This is a genomic window from Pseudomonas sp. ZL2, from assembly GCF_054788455.1.
Window position 1 is genome coordinate 28998 of the sequence record NZ_JBGOGX010000049.1, and the last position, 15580, is coordinate 44577.

14 protein-coding genes are annotated in these 15580 nt (G+C 63.1%); 9 read left to right on the top strand and 5 right to left on the bottom strand.

Annotation, left to right across the window (positions count from 1 at the left end; translation table 11 throughout):
- The first annotated feature begins 205 nt into the window (after positions 1-205).
- The 7 genes from ABM562_RS22595 to ABM562_RS22625 all read left to right on the top strand — a co-directional run bounded on the left by ABM562_RS22595 (position 206) and on the right by ABM562_RS22625 (position 8501).
- Positions 206-2173, top strand: a complete 1968-nt coding sequence (locus ABM562_RS22595; RefSeq protein ID WP_233674200.1) for a ligand-gated channel protein — start codon at positions 206-208, stop codon at positions 2171-2173.
- A 75-nt stretch (positions 2174-2248) separates the two neighbouring features.
- Entirely contained in the window at positions 2249-2554 is a 306-nt protein-coding gene (locus ABM562_RS22600; protein WP_045197184.1) for a DUF3649 domain-containing protein, read from the top strand.
- Complete coding sequence (locus ABM562_RS22605) at positions 2551-4110, top strand: PepSY-associated TM helix domain-containing protein (protein ID WP_460423382.1); 1560 nt, start codon at positions 2551-2553, stop codon at positions 4108-4110. Before ABM562_RS22600 ends, ABM562_RS22605 begins: the two co-directional genes overlap by 4 nt.
- Positions 4110-4436, top strand: coding sequence for a DUF3325 domain-containing protein (locus ABM562_RS22610; protein WP_115085364.1), 327 nt, complete (start codon positions 4110-4112; stop codon positions 4434-4436). Before ABM562_RS22605 ends, ABM562_RS22610 begins: the two co-directional genes overlap by 1 nt.
- A 22-nt stretch (positions 4437-4458) precedes the next feature.
- Positions 4459-5022, top strand: a complete 564-nt coding sequence (locus tag ABM562_RS22615; protein WP_115085692.1) for an RNA polymerase sigma factor — start codon at positions 4459-4461, stop codon at positions 5020-5022.
- Positions 5019-5993: a FecR family protein gene (locus ABM562_RS22620; RefSeq protein WP_115085365.1), complete on the top strand. Its 975-nt coding sequence runs from the start codon at positions 5019-5021 to the stop codon at positions 5991-5993. Before ABM562_RS22615 ends, ABM562_RS22620 begins: the two co-directional genes overlap by 4 nt.
- A 105-nt stretch (positions 5994-6098) precedes the next feature.
- On the top strand, positions 6099-8501 hold the full coding sequence (locus ABM562_RS22625) for a TonB-dependent siderophore receptor (RefSeq protein ID WP_460423384.1): 2403 nt from the start codon (positions 6099-6101) through the stop codon (positions 8499-8501).
- Positions 8502-8562: 61 nt separating this feature from the next.
- Here the strand turns inward: ABM562_RS22625 and ABM562_RS22630 are convergent, their stop codons facing one another.
- From ABM562_RS22630 to ABM562_RS22640, 3 genes are all read right to left on the bottom strand, one after another.
- Complete coding sequence (locus ABM562_RS22630; RefSeq protein WP_460423386.1) at positions 8563-8997, bottom strand: outer membrane protein assembly factor BamE; 435 nt, start codon at positions 8995-8997, stop codon at positions 8563-8565.
- A gap of 74 nt (positions 8998-9071) precedes the next feature.
- Positions 9072-11156, bottom strand: coding sequence for a YadA family autotransporter adhesin (locus ABM562_RS22635; RefSeq protein ID WP_460423388.1), 2085 nt, complete (start codon positions 11154-11156; stop codon positions 9072-9074).
- A gap of 329 nt (positions 11157-11485) precedes the next feature.
- Positions 11486-12361 (bottom strand): AraC family transcriptional regulator, encoded by an 876-nt coding sequence (locus tag ABM562_RS22640; RefSeq protein WP_134061398.1) that lies wholly within the window; start codon positions 12359-12361, stop codon positions 11486-11488.
- A 137-nt stretch (positions 12362-12498) separates the two neighbouring features.
- On the opposite strand from ABM562_RS22640, the gene ABM562_RS22645 reads away from it, so the two are divergent.
- A complete protein-coding gene (locus ABM562_RS22645; protein WP_460423390.1) occupies positions 12499-13401 on the top strand; it encodes a DMT family transporter in 903 nt (300 codons plus the stop codon).
- An 87-nt stretch (positions 13402-13488) separates the two neighbouring features.
- Here the strand turns inward: ABM562_RS22645 and ABM562_RS22650 are convergent, their stop codons facing one another.
- A complete protein-coding gene (locus tag ABM562_RS22650; protein WP_460423391.1) occupies positions 13489-13998 on the bottom strand; it encodes a DUF2165 family protein in 510 nt (169 codons plus the stop codon).
- A 172-nt stretch (positions 13999-14170) separates the two neighbouring features.
- Here ABM562_RS22650 and ABM562_RS22655 point away from each other — a divergent pair, with 172 nt between their 5' ends.
- The gene (locus ABM562_RS22655; protein ID WP_460423393.1) at positions 14171-14551 is read left to right on the top strand and encodes a hypothetical protein; all 381 of its coding nucleotides are present in this window, start codon (positions 14171-14173) and stop codon (positions 14549-14551) included.
- Positions 14552-14565: 14 nt separating this feature from the next.
- Here the strand turns inward: ABM562_RS22655 and ABM562_RS22660 are convergent, their stop codons facing one another.
- The gene (locus tag ABM562_RS22660) at positions 14566-15537 is read right to left on the bottom strand and encodes a 2-hydroxyacid dehydrogenase (RefSeq protein WP_115085372.1); all 972 of its coding nucleotides are present in this window, start codon (positions 15535-15537) and stop codon (positions 14566-14568) included.
- Positions 15538-15580: the final 43 nt, after the last annotated feature.

Below are 15580 nucleotides of genomic sequence, written 5' to 3' on the forward strand. Positions count from 1 at the left end.
CGCCGGGATGCGCAACAGAATAAGAATTGTTCGCATTGTAGTGAAAAGTGCCACTACTCGGCAATCGGCGGCTGACTGACGGGCATAGCAGAGGATCGGGAAAATGTAAAAAACGTAAATACGCTTTACTCTCATTTGAGAATAACTAGCATTCGCTCCCTTGATGAATTTACGCAACCTTTACATTTCTCAGGGAGAGGTCCTCGTGTCCCCGACTTTCAGCAAATCCTGCCTCGCGCTCACCCTCTGCTCGCTGTACACCGCGAACGCCACTGCCCAGACCCAACCGCTGGAGCTGGACAACATGGTGGTGACCGCGTCGGGTTTCTCCCAGCAGATCAAGGATGCGCCGGCGTCGATTTCGGTCATTACCCGCGAGCAGATCGAGAACAAATCCTACCGTGACGTCACCGATGCCCTGCGCGATGTGCCGGGCGTGGTGGTCACCGGTGGCGCCAGCTCCAGCGACATCAGCATTCGCGGCATGGCCTCCAAGTACACCCTGATGCTGGTCGACGGCAAACGCCAGGACTCGCGTGCCACTCGCCCGAACAGTGACGGCGCCGGTATCGAGCAGGGCTGGATGCCACCGCTGGAAGCTATCGAACGTATCGAAGTGGTGCGCGGGCCGATGTCGTCGCTGTACGGCTCCGACGCCATGGGCGGGGTGATCAACATCATCACCCGCAAGGTTACCCCGCAGTGGTACGGCGGCATCCGCACCGAAGCGACCTTCCAGGACCGCTCCGACTCGGGCAACTACAACAGCACCAATGCCTTCATCTCCGGGCCGCTGGTCGACAACCTGGTCGGCCTGCAGCTGTACGGCCAGCGTTCGCGCCGCGACGAAGACCATATCGTCAACGGCTTCAACGAGCAGAGCACCGACAGCGCCACGGCCAAGCTGTCGTTCACCCCGGATGAACACAACGACATCACCCTGGAAGCGGGCAAGTCCGAGCAGGAGCGCAACTCGCACAAAGGCCGTTCGGCGAGCCGATCCGACAGTCGCAACGACTACGACCGCACCAATTTCTCCATCACCCATTCCGGGCGCTGGGACAGCCTCACCAGCGAAAGCTACCTGCAGCGCGAGAAGATCGAGAACCCCGGCCGGCGCATGGAACTGGAAAACACCGTGCTCAATTCGCAGGTATCGTTCTTCAGCGATTCGCACATCACCACTTTCGGTGGCCAGTACAAATACGAAGACCTCAGCGACGAGGGCAACCAACTGGCTTCGGCGGCCAGCGTCAACCAGCTGACCCGCTGGTCGTGGGCACTGTTTGCCGAAGACGAATGGCGCCTGACCGAAGCCTTCGCCCTGACCGGCGGCCTGCGCATGGACCGCGACGAGAACTACGGCACCCACTGGTCGCCACGCCTGTACGGGGTCTATCACCCGACCGAGCAGTGGACCATCAAGGGTGGCGTATCCAGTGGTTATCGCTCGCCGGACATCCGCGCCGCCGTGGATGACTGGGGCCAGATCACCGGTGGCGGTGGCGACCCGGCAATCATCGTCGGTAACTCCAGCCTCAAGCCGGAGAAGAGCCTGAGCCAGGAAATCGGCTTCATCTGGGACAACCTCGAAGGTTTCTCCACCGGCCTGACCCTGTTCAACACCGACTTCAAGGACAAGATCACCGAGACCCGCCGCTGCACCGACAGCACCGGCAATGCCTCGGGCCAGTGCCAGATCGGCGGTACCTCGTACAAGTTCATCAGTGACCGGGTCAACGTCGATGAAGCGCAGATGCGTGGCATTGAAGCGACCCTGGACTGGGACATCACCCAGACCGTCTCGCTGGCCACCAACTACACCTTCACCGCCTCCGAGCAGAAGAGCGGCCCGCAGAAAGGCAAGGCCCTGAACCAGATGCCGCGGCACATGTTCAACGCCACCCTCGACTGGCAGGCCACCGATCAGCTGGGTACCTGGGCGCGCCTGAACTACCGCGGCAAAACCTCGGACTACCTGGGCCGGAGCACCATGTCCGACGGCACGCCGTCGTACACCTTCGTCGACTTCGGCGGCACCTATCGGGTGACCAAGAACGTCAAGCTGCTGGCGGGTGTGTACAACGTCTTCAACAAGGAAGTGGACTACGACAACTACCAGACCGTACTGGACGGCCGCCGCTACACCATGGGCGTCGACCTGTCGTTCTGATCCGTCTGGCCCGCGGCTTTGCTTATGAGAATATAAATCATTATTATTGTGCGCTTCTCGTAATGGACGGATGCCATGAAAAGCAAAGCCGCCGGGCTACCCATCAGCTATCGCCTGGCCGTGACCTCCCGCAGCCTGGCTGCCGTGTTCGGTGGCTACCTGCTGGCGGCCATGGCCAGCGTCTGCATCACCCTGCTGTTGCCGGTGCCGCGCGCCGAGGCGGTGATCAGCGGCATGATGCTGTCGTTCCTGTTCTACCTGGTGGCCTTTCTCTGGTGCTTCGCCTGTCGTAGCGCCTGGCAGGCCTGGCTGGGGGTACTGGTGCCGAGCCTGGTGCTGGCGATGATCAGCGGCCTGGCCTACTGGATGAAAAACCCATGAAAGAGGGCTTTCGCCAGGCCATGGCCTGGCTGCATACCTGGACCGGGCTGATTTTCGGCTGGTTGCTGTTTGCGATTTTCCTGACCGGGACCATGTCCTATTTCAAGGAAGAAATCAGCCACTGGACCCAGCCGGAAGTGCCCAACCGGGCGCTGGACCCGGCGGCCAGCCTGGACCTCGCCCAACGCTACCTGCAAGAGCATGCGCCGACCGCAGGCAGCTGGTTCATCGAGTTGCCCAATGCCCGCGAACCGGCGCTGAGCGTGAGCTGGCCGAAGGCCGGTGGCGGGCGCCGCGACTTTACTTCCAAAACCCTCGACCCTGCCACCGGCGCCGAATTGCAGGCGCGCGAGACCCGTGGCGGCAATTTTTTCTACCGCTTCCACTTCCAGCTGGAGATGCCTCACCCCTGGGGCCGCTGGCTGTCGACCTTTGCCGCGTTCATCATGCTCCTGGGCCTGGTGACCGGGATCATCACCCACAAGAAGATCTTCAAGGAGTTCTTCACTTTCCGTCCGGGCAAGGGCCAGCGTTCCTGGCTCGACGGGCATAACGCCATTGGCGTGCTGGTGCTGCCGTTCCACCTGATGATCAGCTACAGCAGCCTGGTGATCTTCATGGCCATGGTCATGCCGGCCAGCATCATCGCCAGCTATGGCGACAACACCCGTGGCTTTTTCAACGACCTGTTCGGCGGCCAGAGCCAGGTACAGGCTGCCGGTACTGCGGCGCCGTTGCTGCCGTTGCCGCAGTTGTACGCCAAGGTCCAGGAGCAGGCGCCCGGGGCCAACCTGGCCTGGGTCGAGGTACAGAACCCCGGTGACCAGAACGCCCGGGTCCGGTTCGCCCGCCATGCCGGTGACCGCATCGCTCACCAGCGCGGCGGTGGCTGGCTGTTCGACGGGGTCAATGGCACGCTTGAGGGCGGCAGCCAGATCGAGGCCACGCCGGTGCTGATTTCCGGCGGCATGTACGGCCTGCACATGGGCATTTTCGCCGGCCCCTGGCTGCGCTGGCTGTACTTCTTCTTCGGCCTGGCCGGCACGGCGGTGATCGGCACTGGCCTGGTCATGTGGCTGGGCAAGCGCCAGCTCAAGCATGCCAAGAGCGGCACCCGCCTCGTCGAGGTGCTCAACATTGCCAGCATGAGCGGCCTGCTGCTGGGCGTGGCGGCGTTCTTCTGGGCCAACCGCTTGTTGCCGTTCGGCCTTGAAGGCCGAGCCGACTGGGAGACCAACTGCTTCTTCCTGCTCTGGGCCTTGTCGCTGGTACACGCCATGCTGCGCCGCGGCCGCCGTGCCTGGGCCGAGCAACTGGGATTCGGTGCGCTGATGTGGGCGGGCTTGCCACTACTCAACGGCCTGACCACCGGCCAGGGCCTGAACCACTCGCTCGCCGTCGGCGACTGGGCCATGGCCGGTTTCGACCTGACCGCCTTGGCCAGCGGCCTGTTCCTGGCATGGGCTGCCAGCAAGATGTGGCGGGCGCCGGTAGTGGCGGCCAAGCGTGCGCCAAAGGCCGCGCCCGGCAAGCTGATCGAAAGCGAGGTGAACTGATGCTGGCCATTGCCCTGTTTGGTTTTGCCGGCTTCGCCGCCCTGTGCCTGGCGATGGAGAAGCACTACAAGGACCTGCTTGGGCACAAGCCCAGCAGTACCCGGCTCAAGGCGTTGCGGGTGGCGGGCTGGGTGCTGCTGGCCCTGGCGTTGCTGCTGGCCGTGCGTCACAGCGGCTGGGCCATGGGCCTGGTCGAGCTGTTCGCGGTGCTGATGGCCGGCGTTACCCTCTGGGTGTTCCTCTTGCCCTACCAGCCGCGGCTGCTGCTGTGCCTGGCGGCGGCCAGCGTGGTGCTGGCGCCGTTGACGGCCGTGGCTTCGCTGTAAGTTGGTCAACGAGCCGCTCGATCTGCCCACCGACGGTGCCAACGACACCGACGCGGCGAGCGGGCGCGCGCGTTTTGTGCAGGTGTTCCTCGCCCAGCGGGCGCAGATGGAAGCCCTGGTCAACCGGCGCATCGGCTGCCGGGCCACGGCCTCGGACCTGGTCCAGGAGCTGTTCCTGCGCTTCTGGCGGCGCCCGCAGGTCAAGGTCGAGGCGCTCGATACCTACTTGCTGCGTTGCGCCGGCAACATCGCCATCGATCACCTGCGCAGCGAAGGTGCCCGCGAGCGGGTCAACGACAGCTTGCAGCGGGAAGTGGCCGACGATCATGTCAGCGAACCGCAATTGGCACTGGAGGCGAACAGCGATCTGCAGCGCATCGAAGCGGCATTGCGCCAACTACCCGAGCGTACCCGGCAGATCTTTCTGCTCAACCGTATCCATGGGCGCAAGTACGCCGAGATCGCCAAGGCCATGGACCTGTCTCAGAGCGCGGTGGAAAAACATATGATGCGTGCCCTGGAGGCGTGCAAGGCGAGTGTTGCGCTGCCGCCAGCCAGTACGCGCATGCCAGGGAAAGCACCATGAGTGAAATCACCGCCGAGCACGAACAAGCCGCCCTGAACTGGCTGAGCCGGATCAACGAGCAACCGCAACTGGCCGAGCGCGCCGAGTTCAAGCGCTGGTTGCTGGCCAACCCGGCCCATGGCCGCGCCTATGCCCAGGCCCAGGCAGTGTGGCGCCTGAGTGAGGGGCCGGCGAGCCTTTTGGCGAGCGAGGATGACCAGGCCCTGCAAGGTTATTTGCGCGCCATGCAGCAACCTGCGCCGGGACGCACCTGGCGCCGCATTGCCACCTTCGCTGCAGCCGCTTGCCTGGTGCTGGCGCTGGGGACTGCTGCGGGCTGGCATCCAGGGTACTGGCTGGATGATCTGCAGGCGGATTACGTCACGGCGGCGGGGCAGGTCGAAGAGGTGGTGCTGGCGGACAACTCGCACATGACGTTGGATGCCGGCAGTGCGGTGTCAGTGGATTTTCGCGACGGTGAGCGCCAAGTGACGATCCGCCGCGGCGCGGCGTTCTTTCATGTCACCCACACCGGCGCGCCGTTCGTGGTCGAGGCGGCAAAAGGCCAAACCCGTGTGCTCGGCACGCGCTTCGAGGTGCGCAAGCACAATGGCGGCGCGCGGGTCACCGTGCTCGATGGCCGGGTGGCGGTGACGGCCGCGCCGGGGCGCGTGCAGCAACAACTGAGCGGCGGCCAGCAGGTGGGCTATCGCGACGGCACCGCCAGCGCGGTCGAAGCGGTGGACAGCGAGTCGCGCCTGGCCTGGCGCCAAGGCTGGCTCAATTATTATCAGGTGCCGCTGAGCACGGTGATCGACGACCTGGCTCGCTACTACCCGGGGCGCATCATGCTGCTCGACAGCGAACTGGGCAAACGCAAGGTCAGCGGCAGCTTCCCGGCCAGCCAGCCGCTGGCGGCGCTGGATTCGCTCGGCGCGGTGCTGGGCTTCAAGCGCAGTACCCTGCTGGAACGGGTCACCCTGATCCGCTGAAAAATATTTTCAGAAAAGTGATGAGGTAAGTTCGCGCGACAACCGTGTAGTGAGTGAAAGTGCGATTCATTCGCATAAACGTCACTCCTTCACAGGTCACCGGTCATGAAGTTCACACCCTTGGCAGCGCGTAGCTTTTCAATCTGGCTCAGTGTTTCGGCTCTGGCTGCGGGTAGCGCGTTACCCCTGGGGGCCGTTGCCGCGCAGCAGGTCTACGTGTTTGCCCAGGCGAGCAAGCCACTGGTGCAGGCGCTCAACGACTTCAGCCGGCTGACCGGGCAAAGCGTGATCTACACCACCGACCTGCCGATGCTCAACGCCCCGGCCCTGAATGGCAGCCTGACTGCCGAGCAGGCTTTGCAGCAACTGCTGGGCAGTTCCGGTTTGGTCTTTCGCCGCGTCGACGCTCGCACCCTGACCCTCGAACCGCTGGATACCAGCGCTGCGCTCAAGCTCGACGCGACCACGGTGAACTCGCAAGCCGATGCCGACTACAGCTACCAGCCGCCGCCAAACAGCTCGGTGATGCGCAGCCAGGCTTCGATCATGGAGACGCCCCAGGCCATCAACGTGGTGCCGGCCCAGGTGCTCAAGGACCAGGCCCCGCGCAACCTCGACGACGCCCTGGCCAATGTCAGCGGCGTGACCCAGGGCAACAACTTCGGCGGCACCCAGGACACGGTGATGAAACGCGGCTTCGGCGACAACCGCGACGGTTCGATCATGCGCGACGGCATGCCGATCGTGCAGGGGCGCAGCCTTAACGCCACCACCGAACGGGTCGAAGTGCTCAAGGGCCCGGCCTCGTTGCTGTATGGCATCCAGGACCCGGGCGGGGTGATCAATGTGGTCAGCAAGCGGCCACAGCTGCAGCGCTACAACGCCCTGAACCTGCGTGGCTCCACCTATGGCAGCGGCAAGAACGGCAGCGGCGGCGGCCTGGACAGCACCGGCGCGCTGGGCGAGAGCAACTTCGCCTACCGCCTGGTGCTCGACCATGAAGACGAAGACTACTGGCGCAACTTCGGTACCCACCGCGAATCGCTGGTGGCGCCGTCGCTGGCCTGGTTCGGCGAAGACACCCAGGTGCTGCTGGCCTACGAGCACCGCGAGTTTCTCTATCCGTTCGACCGTGGCACGGCCATCGATCCGCGCACCAACCACCCGCTGGATATCCCCAGCACGCGGCGCCTGGACGAGCCGTTCAATGACATGGAGGGGCGCTCGGACCTCTACCGCCTGGAAGTCGACCATCAGCTTGCGGACGACTGGAAAGCTCACTTCGGTTTCAGCTACAACCGCGAAACCTACGACGCCAGCCAGGTGCGGGTGACCGCCGTCAACGCTGCCCGCGGCACCCTGACCCGGAGCATGGACGGTACCCACGGCGCGCTCAGCAGCGACCGTTTTGCCACCGTCAGTCTTGAGGGCAAGGTGCAACTGGCGGGGATGCAGCATGACCTGCTGTTCGGCCTGGATAACGAGTACCGCAAAGTCTACCGCGCCGACCTGATCCGCCAGAGCAGCCTGAGTACCTTCAGTTACCTGAACCCGGTGTATGGCCGCGAAGTCGAGGGCACCAGCGTGCGTGACAGCGACAGCGCGCAGACCGACAAGCTGCGCAGCGACTCGCTGTTCTTCCAGGATTCGATCCACCTCGACGAGCACTGGATTCTGGTCGCCGGTGCGCGCTACCAGATGTACGACCAAATCGCCGGGCGCGGGCGGCCGTTCAAGGCCAACACCAACAACAACGGCCAGGCCTGGGTGCCGCGGGTGGGCCTGGTGTACAAGGTTGACGAGCAGCTGTCGTTCTATGGCAGCTACACCGAATCGTTCAAGCCCAACTCCAGTATCGCTCCCTTGACCGGCGGCCTGGTGCTGGACTCGGGTATCGAACCGGAAGAAGGCAAATCCTGGGAACTGGGGGCCAAGCTCGACATGCCGGGGGCGCTGACCGGCACCCTGGCGCTGTTCGACATTCGTAAGCGCAACGTGCTGGTGGCCAACTTCGACTCGGCAACCGGCGACACCCTCTACAGCAACGCCGGCGAGGTACGCTCGCGGGGCGTCGAACTGGACCTGACCGGCCAGTTGAGCGAGCGCTGGAGCCTGATCGGCAACTATGCCTTTACCGACGCCGAAGTTACCCAGGACCCCACGCTCGAAGGCAATCGCCTGCAGAACGCGGCGCGCCACAGCGGCTCGCTGTCGGCGGTGTATGACGCTGGCAGCCTGTTCGGTGGCGACCGCCTGCGCCTGGGCGCCGGTGCGCGCTACGTCGGTGAGCGGGCGGGCAACGCCGAGAATGATTTCGAGCTGCCGGGCTACACCGTCGCCGATGCTTTCGCCAGTTACGAAACCCGCCTGGACGAGCACAAGGTGCGCTTGCAGTTGAACGTGAAGAACCTGTTCGACCGCACCTATTACAGCTCGGCGGTGAACCGCAACTTTGTCTCGGTGGGTGATGCGCGCCAGGTCAGCCTGTACAGCACCCTGGAGTTCTAGCCGCTGCGCCACACCTCGAACTTCGTTCACGGCTGTGGCGCTGGCCAGGGGGGTAACCCGGTTACCCGTGCTTGAGTTGCTCGGCGCATTGCGCGGGCAACCAGAAAACATCCTGGGTCTTCATGTTCCGGTCGAACAGGATCTTGTATTGGCAGGTTCTATATTCAGTGCCGTTACCGCTAGGCAGCCTGAGGACATAGTCCCATTCGCGTACGGCCACTTGCCCCTCGGCGAAATGCGGGCGCCCCAACAGCTCGTAGACCTGAGGCTTGCTCAGTCCCGGCATCATGCGGCCAAGGTTATCAAGGTCAGGGAGGCTGCCTTCCGGCTGCCAGTGGTTGTCCTCGACGGAGGGCCAGACCGGCTCGGTATGGGCTTGCAGATGCCCGTCCTCGGTAATCTGGCTTAGTCGGGATGTACCGCAAGCCGCCAGCACGGCGCCGATTGCTAGTAAGGCAGCCCATTGGGCAGCAGGCAAAATCGAACGTTTGTTCATGTCGAAATCCGTTGGAATCAGAGTGATTGATTGACCCGTGGCAGTTGCCCTGTAGCGGGCAACTGCCTTGCCGTTTACCAGTGGAAGCCCGCACCGACGCCAACGCCCATCTGCCCGCGGGTGTCGGCCGAACCATTGGCCTTGAACACCCACTTGCCGTTGTCGGACAGCGTCGACAGGCCCACGGCCATCGAGGCCTCGCCACCGGTCGTGGCCATGCCGCTAGCCAGCATGCTTCGGCCGGGCAGATAGGCCTGGGGCATGCTGGCCATGGCCATGGCACCGGCAGCCGCGCCCATCGCATCCTTGCGCAGGTTGTTGACGTCCGAACGGATCTGGTCGAACTGGCCTTGCGTGCCGCCCCTGATTGCCGAGTGCAGTTGATTCACGTTGACCGCATCGGTGCCCTGGATGCCTGGCGCGACGTTGTGCACAGCGACAGGGCCACTGTTTCTGCCGGACAAGGTGACGTCATTGGAGGGCACATCAGGTGTCGCTACGCCGTGCGCATCCGAGTACTGAACCGGCGCGCCGGTCTGCAGCTTGTCGATAGCTTCGCCTACATTGCTGGTGTTGTTGCCATACACGGTGTAGGTCGGGTTGCTGACCTTGCCGGTGTTTGCGTCATAGCGCGAGCCTGCACCCAGGGTGTTGGCGACGCTATTGCCCTGATTGTGGAGGTGCTGTCGGGTCTGGTGCAGTTGGCCGCCATTGACCGCGTCCTTGCTGTCGCGCGCCACCACGCCATCCTGCACGTTGTGCAGGCTCACGGGTTGGCCCGGGGCGTTGCCGACCAGGGTGACGTCCTGAGTGGGGGTAATGCCGTTGACCGAACCGGCGCTTGAGCTTCCACCCGCGCCTCCCGAGCCGGGCGCATAGGGGTTTGCCTGGGTAGGCGTTTGCGGGTTGCTGTACTGCACGGGGCTCTTATCGCGCAGATCGGTGATCCGGGTGTCCAGGCTGGTCAGTGTGGTGTTCACTGCCTTGAACGCGTCGCCGACATTGTTGTAGTTGGAGCCCTGGATGAGGTAGCTCGGTGCAGACATGTTGCCGGTGAACGGGTTGTACACGGCACCGGCGCCGAAGTAATTGGCGATGTCACCGCCGAGACTGTTCAAGCGGCTGCCCACCAGGTTGACCGCCTGATGGGTAGCGAACAGCTGACTGCCGTTAATCGCATCGGTGCTGGTGCCGGTGACGCGTCCGGCCGCGACGTTGCTGATTTGGCGTTCGGCATCTTGGGCGCCGACACTGACCACGCTGGCAGGCTTGCTGCCTGCATAGATGTAGGCGTTACCGTCGATCACCGCGCCGGCTGTCGGCTGTGCGGCGGCGGTCTGGCTGCCGGCACCCAGTGCCACGTCATTGTGATTGATCGCGCTTGCGCGGTTACCCAGGGCAACCGCGTCGGAGGCCGTGGCGCTGGCGTCGGTGCCGATGGCCACCGTGTCGTTGGCGCTGATCTTCGAGCCTGAGGTTCTGCCGATGGCAATGTTGTTGTCGCCACTTACGTTGTTGCCGGCGGAGAAACCTGCGGCGAAGTTGGAGCTGCCGTTAACCTGTTTTCCGGCGTGTGCGCCTGTCGCGGTATTGGTGTCGCCGGTCACATTCCAGCCGGAAAATGCCCCGTTGGCGCTGTTGAAGCTACCGTTGACCCGATTGCTTGCGTTGTTGCCGGCGCCGGAGTTGAAGTTGCCGGTAATGTTCTGCCCGGCGTTTGCACCTAAACCGCTGTTGCCCGTTCCGTTGACGGTGCGACCGGCATTGATGCCGAATCCGGTATTGCCCCGACCCTTGACGCCATTACCGGAATCGTTACCGGCGTAGGTGTTGTTGTCACCAACCACGTTACTGCCCGCGTTGCGCCCGACAGCGCTGTTGAATGAGCCTTCGACATTGACCCCGGCGTTCGATCCGACCGTCGTGTTGTGCTTGCCCGTAACCTTGGCACCGGCATTGAAACCGTAGGCCGAGTTTCCCGCGTTGCTGGTGATTTCGGGGTCTACGGCGCCGGCGCCGTAGGTGTTGTCGGTGCCAAACCCTGAGACTGAGTCCGCTTGAGCCAGTGGCGAAAGCACTGCCAGCAATGAAAGATAAAGGCTCGATCGCTGCAGGGAGTGCCGCTGTCGCAAGTGGCTGGGAGTCTGTACGTCGCTCATGGTGCTGTCCTGGTTTTAGGGGCCGCGTAAGCAGGCCGCTGGAATTGTCCTGATGAATAAATGGTTTTTGTTAGGCACGAATTTCTCTGAATTCTTGTTAATTCCCCAATAACCAAACAGCGAAGCTCCGCTGTTCTTTCACCCCGTTCAGCGCACGTTTTCGGCTTAGGAAGATGAAGGAGGCGAAGCTTAAGGTGCGCAGACGTATTCACTAATTCGATTGTTTTGATCGAGATTATGAATAAATTCAATGAGCAGACGGCGGCCCGGCGTGCCGGGGCAGCGCCAGGGAGCGGGCGTCCTGGTGAGGGCTTGTGAGGCGGGGGGTATCAGCTTTTGAGCGCGGTTCGGTAGGCACCGGGCGTCGCGCCCAGGGCCTGGCGGAAGCGGTTGCTGAAATGGCTGGCGCTGGCAAAGCCGCACAGCAGGGCTACTTCGCCCAGCGGCAGTTGGCTATAGCGCAGCAGTTGACGCGCCTTGGCCAGGCGCCGGGCCAGCAGGTACTGGTGCGGCGGCAGGCCGAAGCTTTCGCGAAACATCCGTGCGAAGTGGTACTCGGAGAGGTTGCACAGCGCCGCCAGCTCGCCAAGGCTCAGGGGTTGATCCAGATGGCCTTCGACATATTCGCTCAGTTGCCGGCGCTGGTGCGCGGCCAGCCCGCCCTTCAGGCGCAGGCCCTGGCGCAGGCCGACCTGGCTGAGCAGGGCGTGGTCGAGAATCTCGTGGGCCAGGCTGCTGGTCAGCAGGCGCTCGGCGGGCTCGTCCCAGTCCAGGGCGATCAACTGACGAAAGCGTCGGGCCTGCTCAGGGTCGTCGAGAAAGGTCGCTTCCTGCAGTTGCAGCTCACGGGGTTCGCGGTCCAGCAGGCTGACGCAGCCGAGGGCGAACTGTTCCTGGCTGATGTACAGGTGCGCCAGGCGGATCGAGCCGTTGACCACCCAGTGCGACGCCGACCCTGCAGGCATGATGCACAGCTTGTCGGGCGCGCCGGTGTGGCCGGGACGATCGCGGCGGAAGGTGCCGGTGCCGTCGGCGATGTAACACGACAGGGTGTGATGGCTGGGGGCTTCGTAGTCGCGGGCGTCGTGGCGGTTGTTCCATAGGGCTGCAGCCAGGCCGTCACCCAGGTGCGCGCTGTGTTCCAGGCGGGCATGGGGTGAGTCGTGCATGGCTTTGAAGACTTGCAGCTGGTCCAACGGCGTCATGGTCCTTACCTCTGTGGGCCATCGTACTCCGCCAGGCCGGGGCTGACAGCTGCTGCCTGCGCAAAAGCGCAAGAATGTGCAAGTGCCGGCTGAGGGTGCAGTTGCACACTGGTGGCCTGGAATCGAGGAGTGCCGCCATGAACCTGTCGTTATATCTGCTCACTGTGCTGATCTGGGGGACTACCTGGATTGCCCTGAAGCTGCAATTGGGGGTGGTTGCCATTCCGGTGTCGATCGTCTACCGCTTTGCCCTGGCGGCGCTGGTGCTGTTTTTCATCCTGCTGCTCAGCCGCCGCCTGCAACCGGTGAACCGCCGCGGCCACCTGATCTGCCTGGCCCAGGGGCTGTGCCTGTTCTGCGTCAACTTCATGTGCTTTCTCACCGCCAGCCAGTGGATCCCCAGTGGCCTGATCGCCGTGGTGTTCTCCACCGCCACCTTGTGGAACGCGCTGAATGCGCGGGTGTTCTTTGGGCAGAGGGTTGCTGCCAATGTGCTGGCCGGCGGCGCACTGGGCCTGGCCGGGCTGGGCCTGCTGTTCTGGCCGGAACTGTCCGGGCATGCCGCCAGCCGCGAAACCATCATCGGTCTGGGCCTGGCCCTGCTGGGCACCCTATGCTTCTCAGCCGGCAACATGCTTTCCAGCCTGCAACAAAAGGCTGGCCTGCGGCCGCTGACCACCAATGCCTGGGGCATGCTCTATGGCGCGACCATGCTCGGGCTGTATTGCCTGGTCAATGGCATCCCGTTTGCGATGGAGTGGAACACGCGCTACATCGGCTCGCTGTTGTACCTGGTGATCCCGGGCTCGGTGATCGGCTTTACTGCCTACCTGACCCTGGTCGGACGCATGGGGCCGGAGCGGGCCGCTTACTGCACGGTGCTGTTCCCGCTGGTGGCGTTGAACGTCTCGGCGTTCTACGAAGGTTATCAATGGACGGCGCCGGCGTTGGCAGGCCTGGTGCTGGTGATGCTGGGCAACGTCCTGGTGTTTCGCAAGCCCCGGCCCAAGGTGGTCGAGCCGGTCGTGGCCTTGAGGTAGCGGTGGGAGCGGGCTTGCCCCGCGATGAGGCCGGTACAGCCAGCCCACAGGGGCCGGCTCAAGCAGGAGCATTGTTGGCAACCGGCCTCAATCATCTATTTTGAGGCTGATGAAAATCAGCGTGGCAAACAGAAAATCGACGATCCTCCCCGCAGTGGCCAGGGCGTTCCACTGGGTAGATTGCCACATGGCAAACCATTCACCGCCCACTACCTGGAAGAGCAGGTACCAGATCAGCAGCCCCAGCAGGCACCCCATAACGGCGAAGCGTTTGGCCTGGTGAAAGTCTCGGGCGTCGGCACATCGGTGCTTGAACAACTGACAGGCACCGATCACAAAGCACATCGTACAGAGGGCCTGGGCGGCAATGATCAGCCAGTAGAACAGATGGTGCAGGGGTGGCCAGGTGATCGATCGGTAGAGCAGGGCATTGCCCGGGAAGGTCGTGTCCATGCTCAAGGTGTGCTGGACGAAGAGAAAGTTGCTGGCGTAGTCGGTGAGGTTGCCGAATACCACCAAGGCACTGAAGATCCCGATGAACGCTGTGACCAGGATCTTGCCAAGGCGGATCAATCCGTGAGTCGATAAGGTTTCCATGCTGTTGTTGTCCTGAGGCTCAAACAGACTGATGGAGTCTGCGGGTTCAGGTTTCGTTACAACCATGTAGCCGTTGCAGCTGATTAGCGCTACCTAGTAAAAATGCCAGGTTTCAATGGCGTTCCAACGGCGTAGCTTGCAGAACACATTCGCAGCGTTCGGAGCAACGGTCATGGAAGTGATGATTGGCAAGTCCGATAAACCGGTGGTCGCGCCGCCCACGCTCAAAGACGCGGCCTGGACCATCAGCCTTTCCCACGTGGGGGATGAGGGGCTGACGCTCAGTGGTTATTCCTTGCCAGGCCTGCAGGGCTCTCAGGGGGCAACCTTGCTGCTTGGCTGGATTGGCTTTCCACCGGAAGGGGCGCCGGAAAACTACGGGGAAACCTATGCAATCGAACGCTGGGAAGACTATCGCGGGCATGACTTCGTACTGCCCAGGCGCTATCTGCAAAGCGCGCTGGGCGGTACAGGTGTGCTGTTTTTCAATCTGATGGTGCTCAGCCTGCCGTCGCAGATCTCACCACTGGTAACGGTAAGGGTTGTTGATTAGCTATACGTAACGCCTTACTTCCACACCTGCGGATTGACCAGATCCCGCGGCCGTTCACCCAGCAACGCGCTGCGCAGGTTATCAATCGCGCGATTGGCCATGGCCTCACGGGTTTCAGCGGTGGCTGAACCTACGTGCGGCAAGGTCAGGGCGTTTTTCAGCTGGAACAGCGGCGATTCGCTCAGCGGCTCTTTCTCGTACACATCCAGCCCGGCACCGCGAAGGGTGCCGGCCTGCAAGGCTTGCACCAGCGCCGCCTCATCGACCACCGGGCCACGGGACACGTTGATCAGAAACGCACTCGGCTTCATCAGTTGCAGTTCACGGGTGCTGATCAGGTGTTTGGTCTGCGCCCCCAATGGCACCACCAGGCAGACGAAATCAGCCTCAGCCAGCAGCTCATCGAGGCTGCGGTATTGCGCGCCCAGTTCCTGTTCCAGGGCCGGCTTGCGGCTGTTGCCGCTGTAGAGGACCGGCATGTTGAAGCCGAAGCGCCCACGCCGGGCGATGGCCGCGCCGATATTACCGAGGCCGACGATGCCCAGGGTCTTGCCGTGCACGTCGCTGCCAAACTGCGCCGGGCCCACGGTGGCCTGCCATTGCCCGGCCTTGGTCCAGGCATCCAGCTCGGCCACCCGCCGTGCCGCACCCATGAGCAGGGCAAAGCCCAGGTCCGCGGTACTTTCGGTGAGCACATCCGGGGTGTTGGTCAGGGCGATGCCGCGCTGGTTGAAGTAGGCCAGGTCATAGTTGTCATAACCCACCGAGACGCTGGCGACCACTTCCAGGTTGCTCGCGTTTTCCAGCTGTGCCTGGCCGAGTTTGCGGCCGACGCCGATCAGGCCATGCGCCTCGGGCAAGGCTTCGTTGAACTGGGCGCTGATGTCGCCGAGCTTGGGGTTCGGCACGATCACGTTGAAGTCTTGCTGCAGGCGTTCGACCATCGCCGGGGTGATGCGGCTGAAGGCAAGGACGGTCTTTTTCATCGGCGAAATCTCTGCGGGCGGTGGAGAATGGGTAGCACGCTAT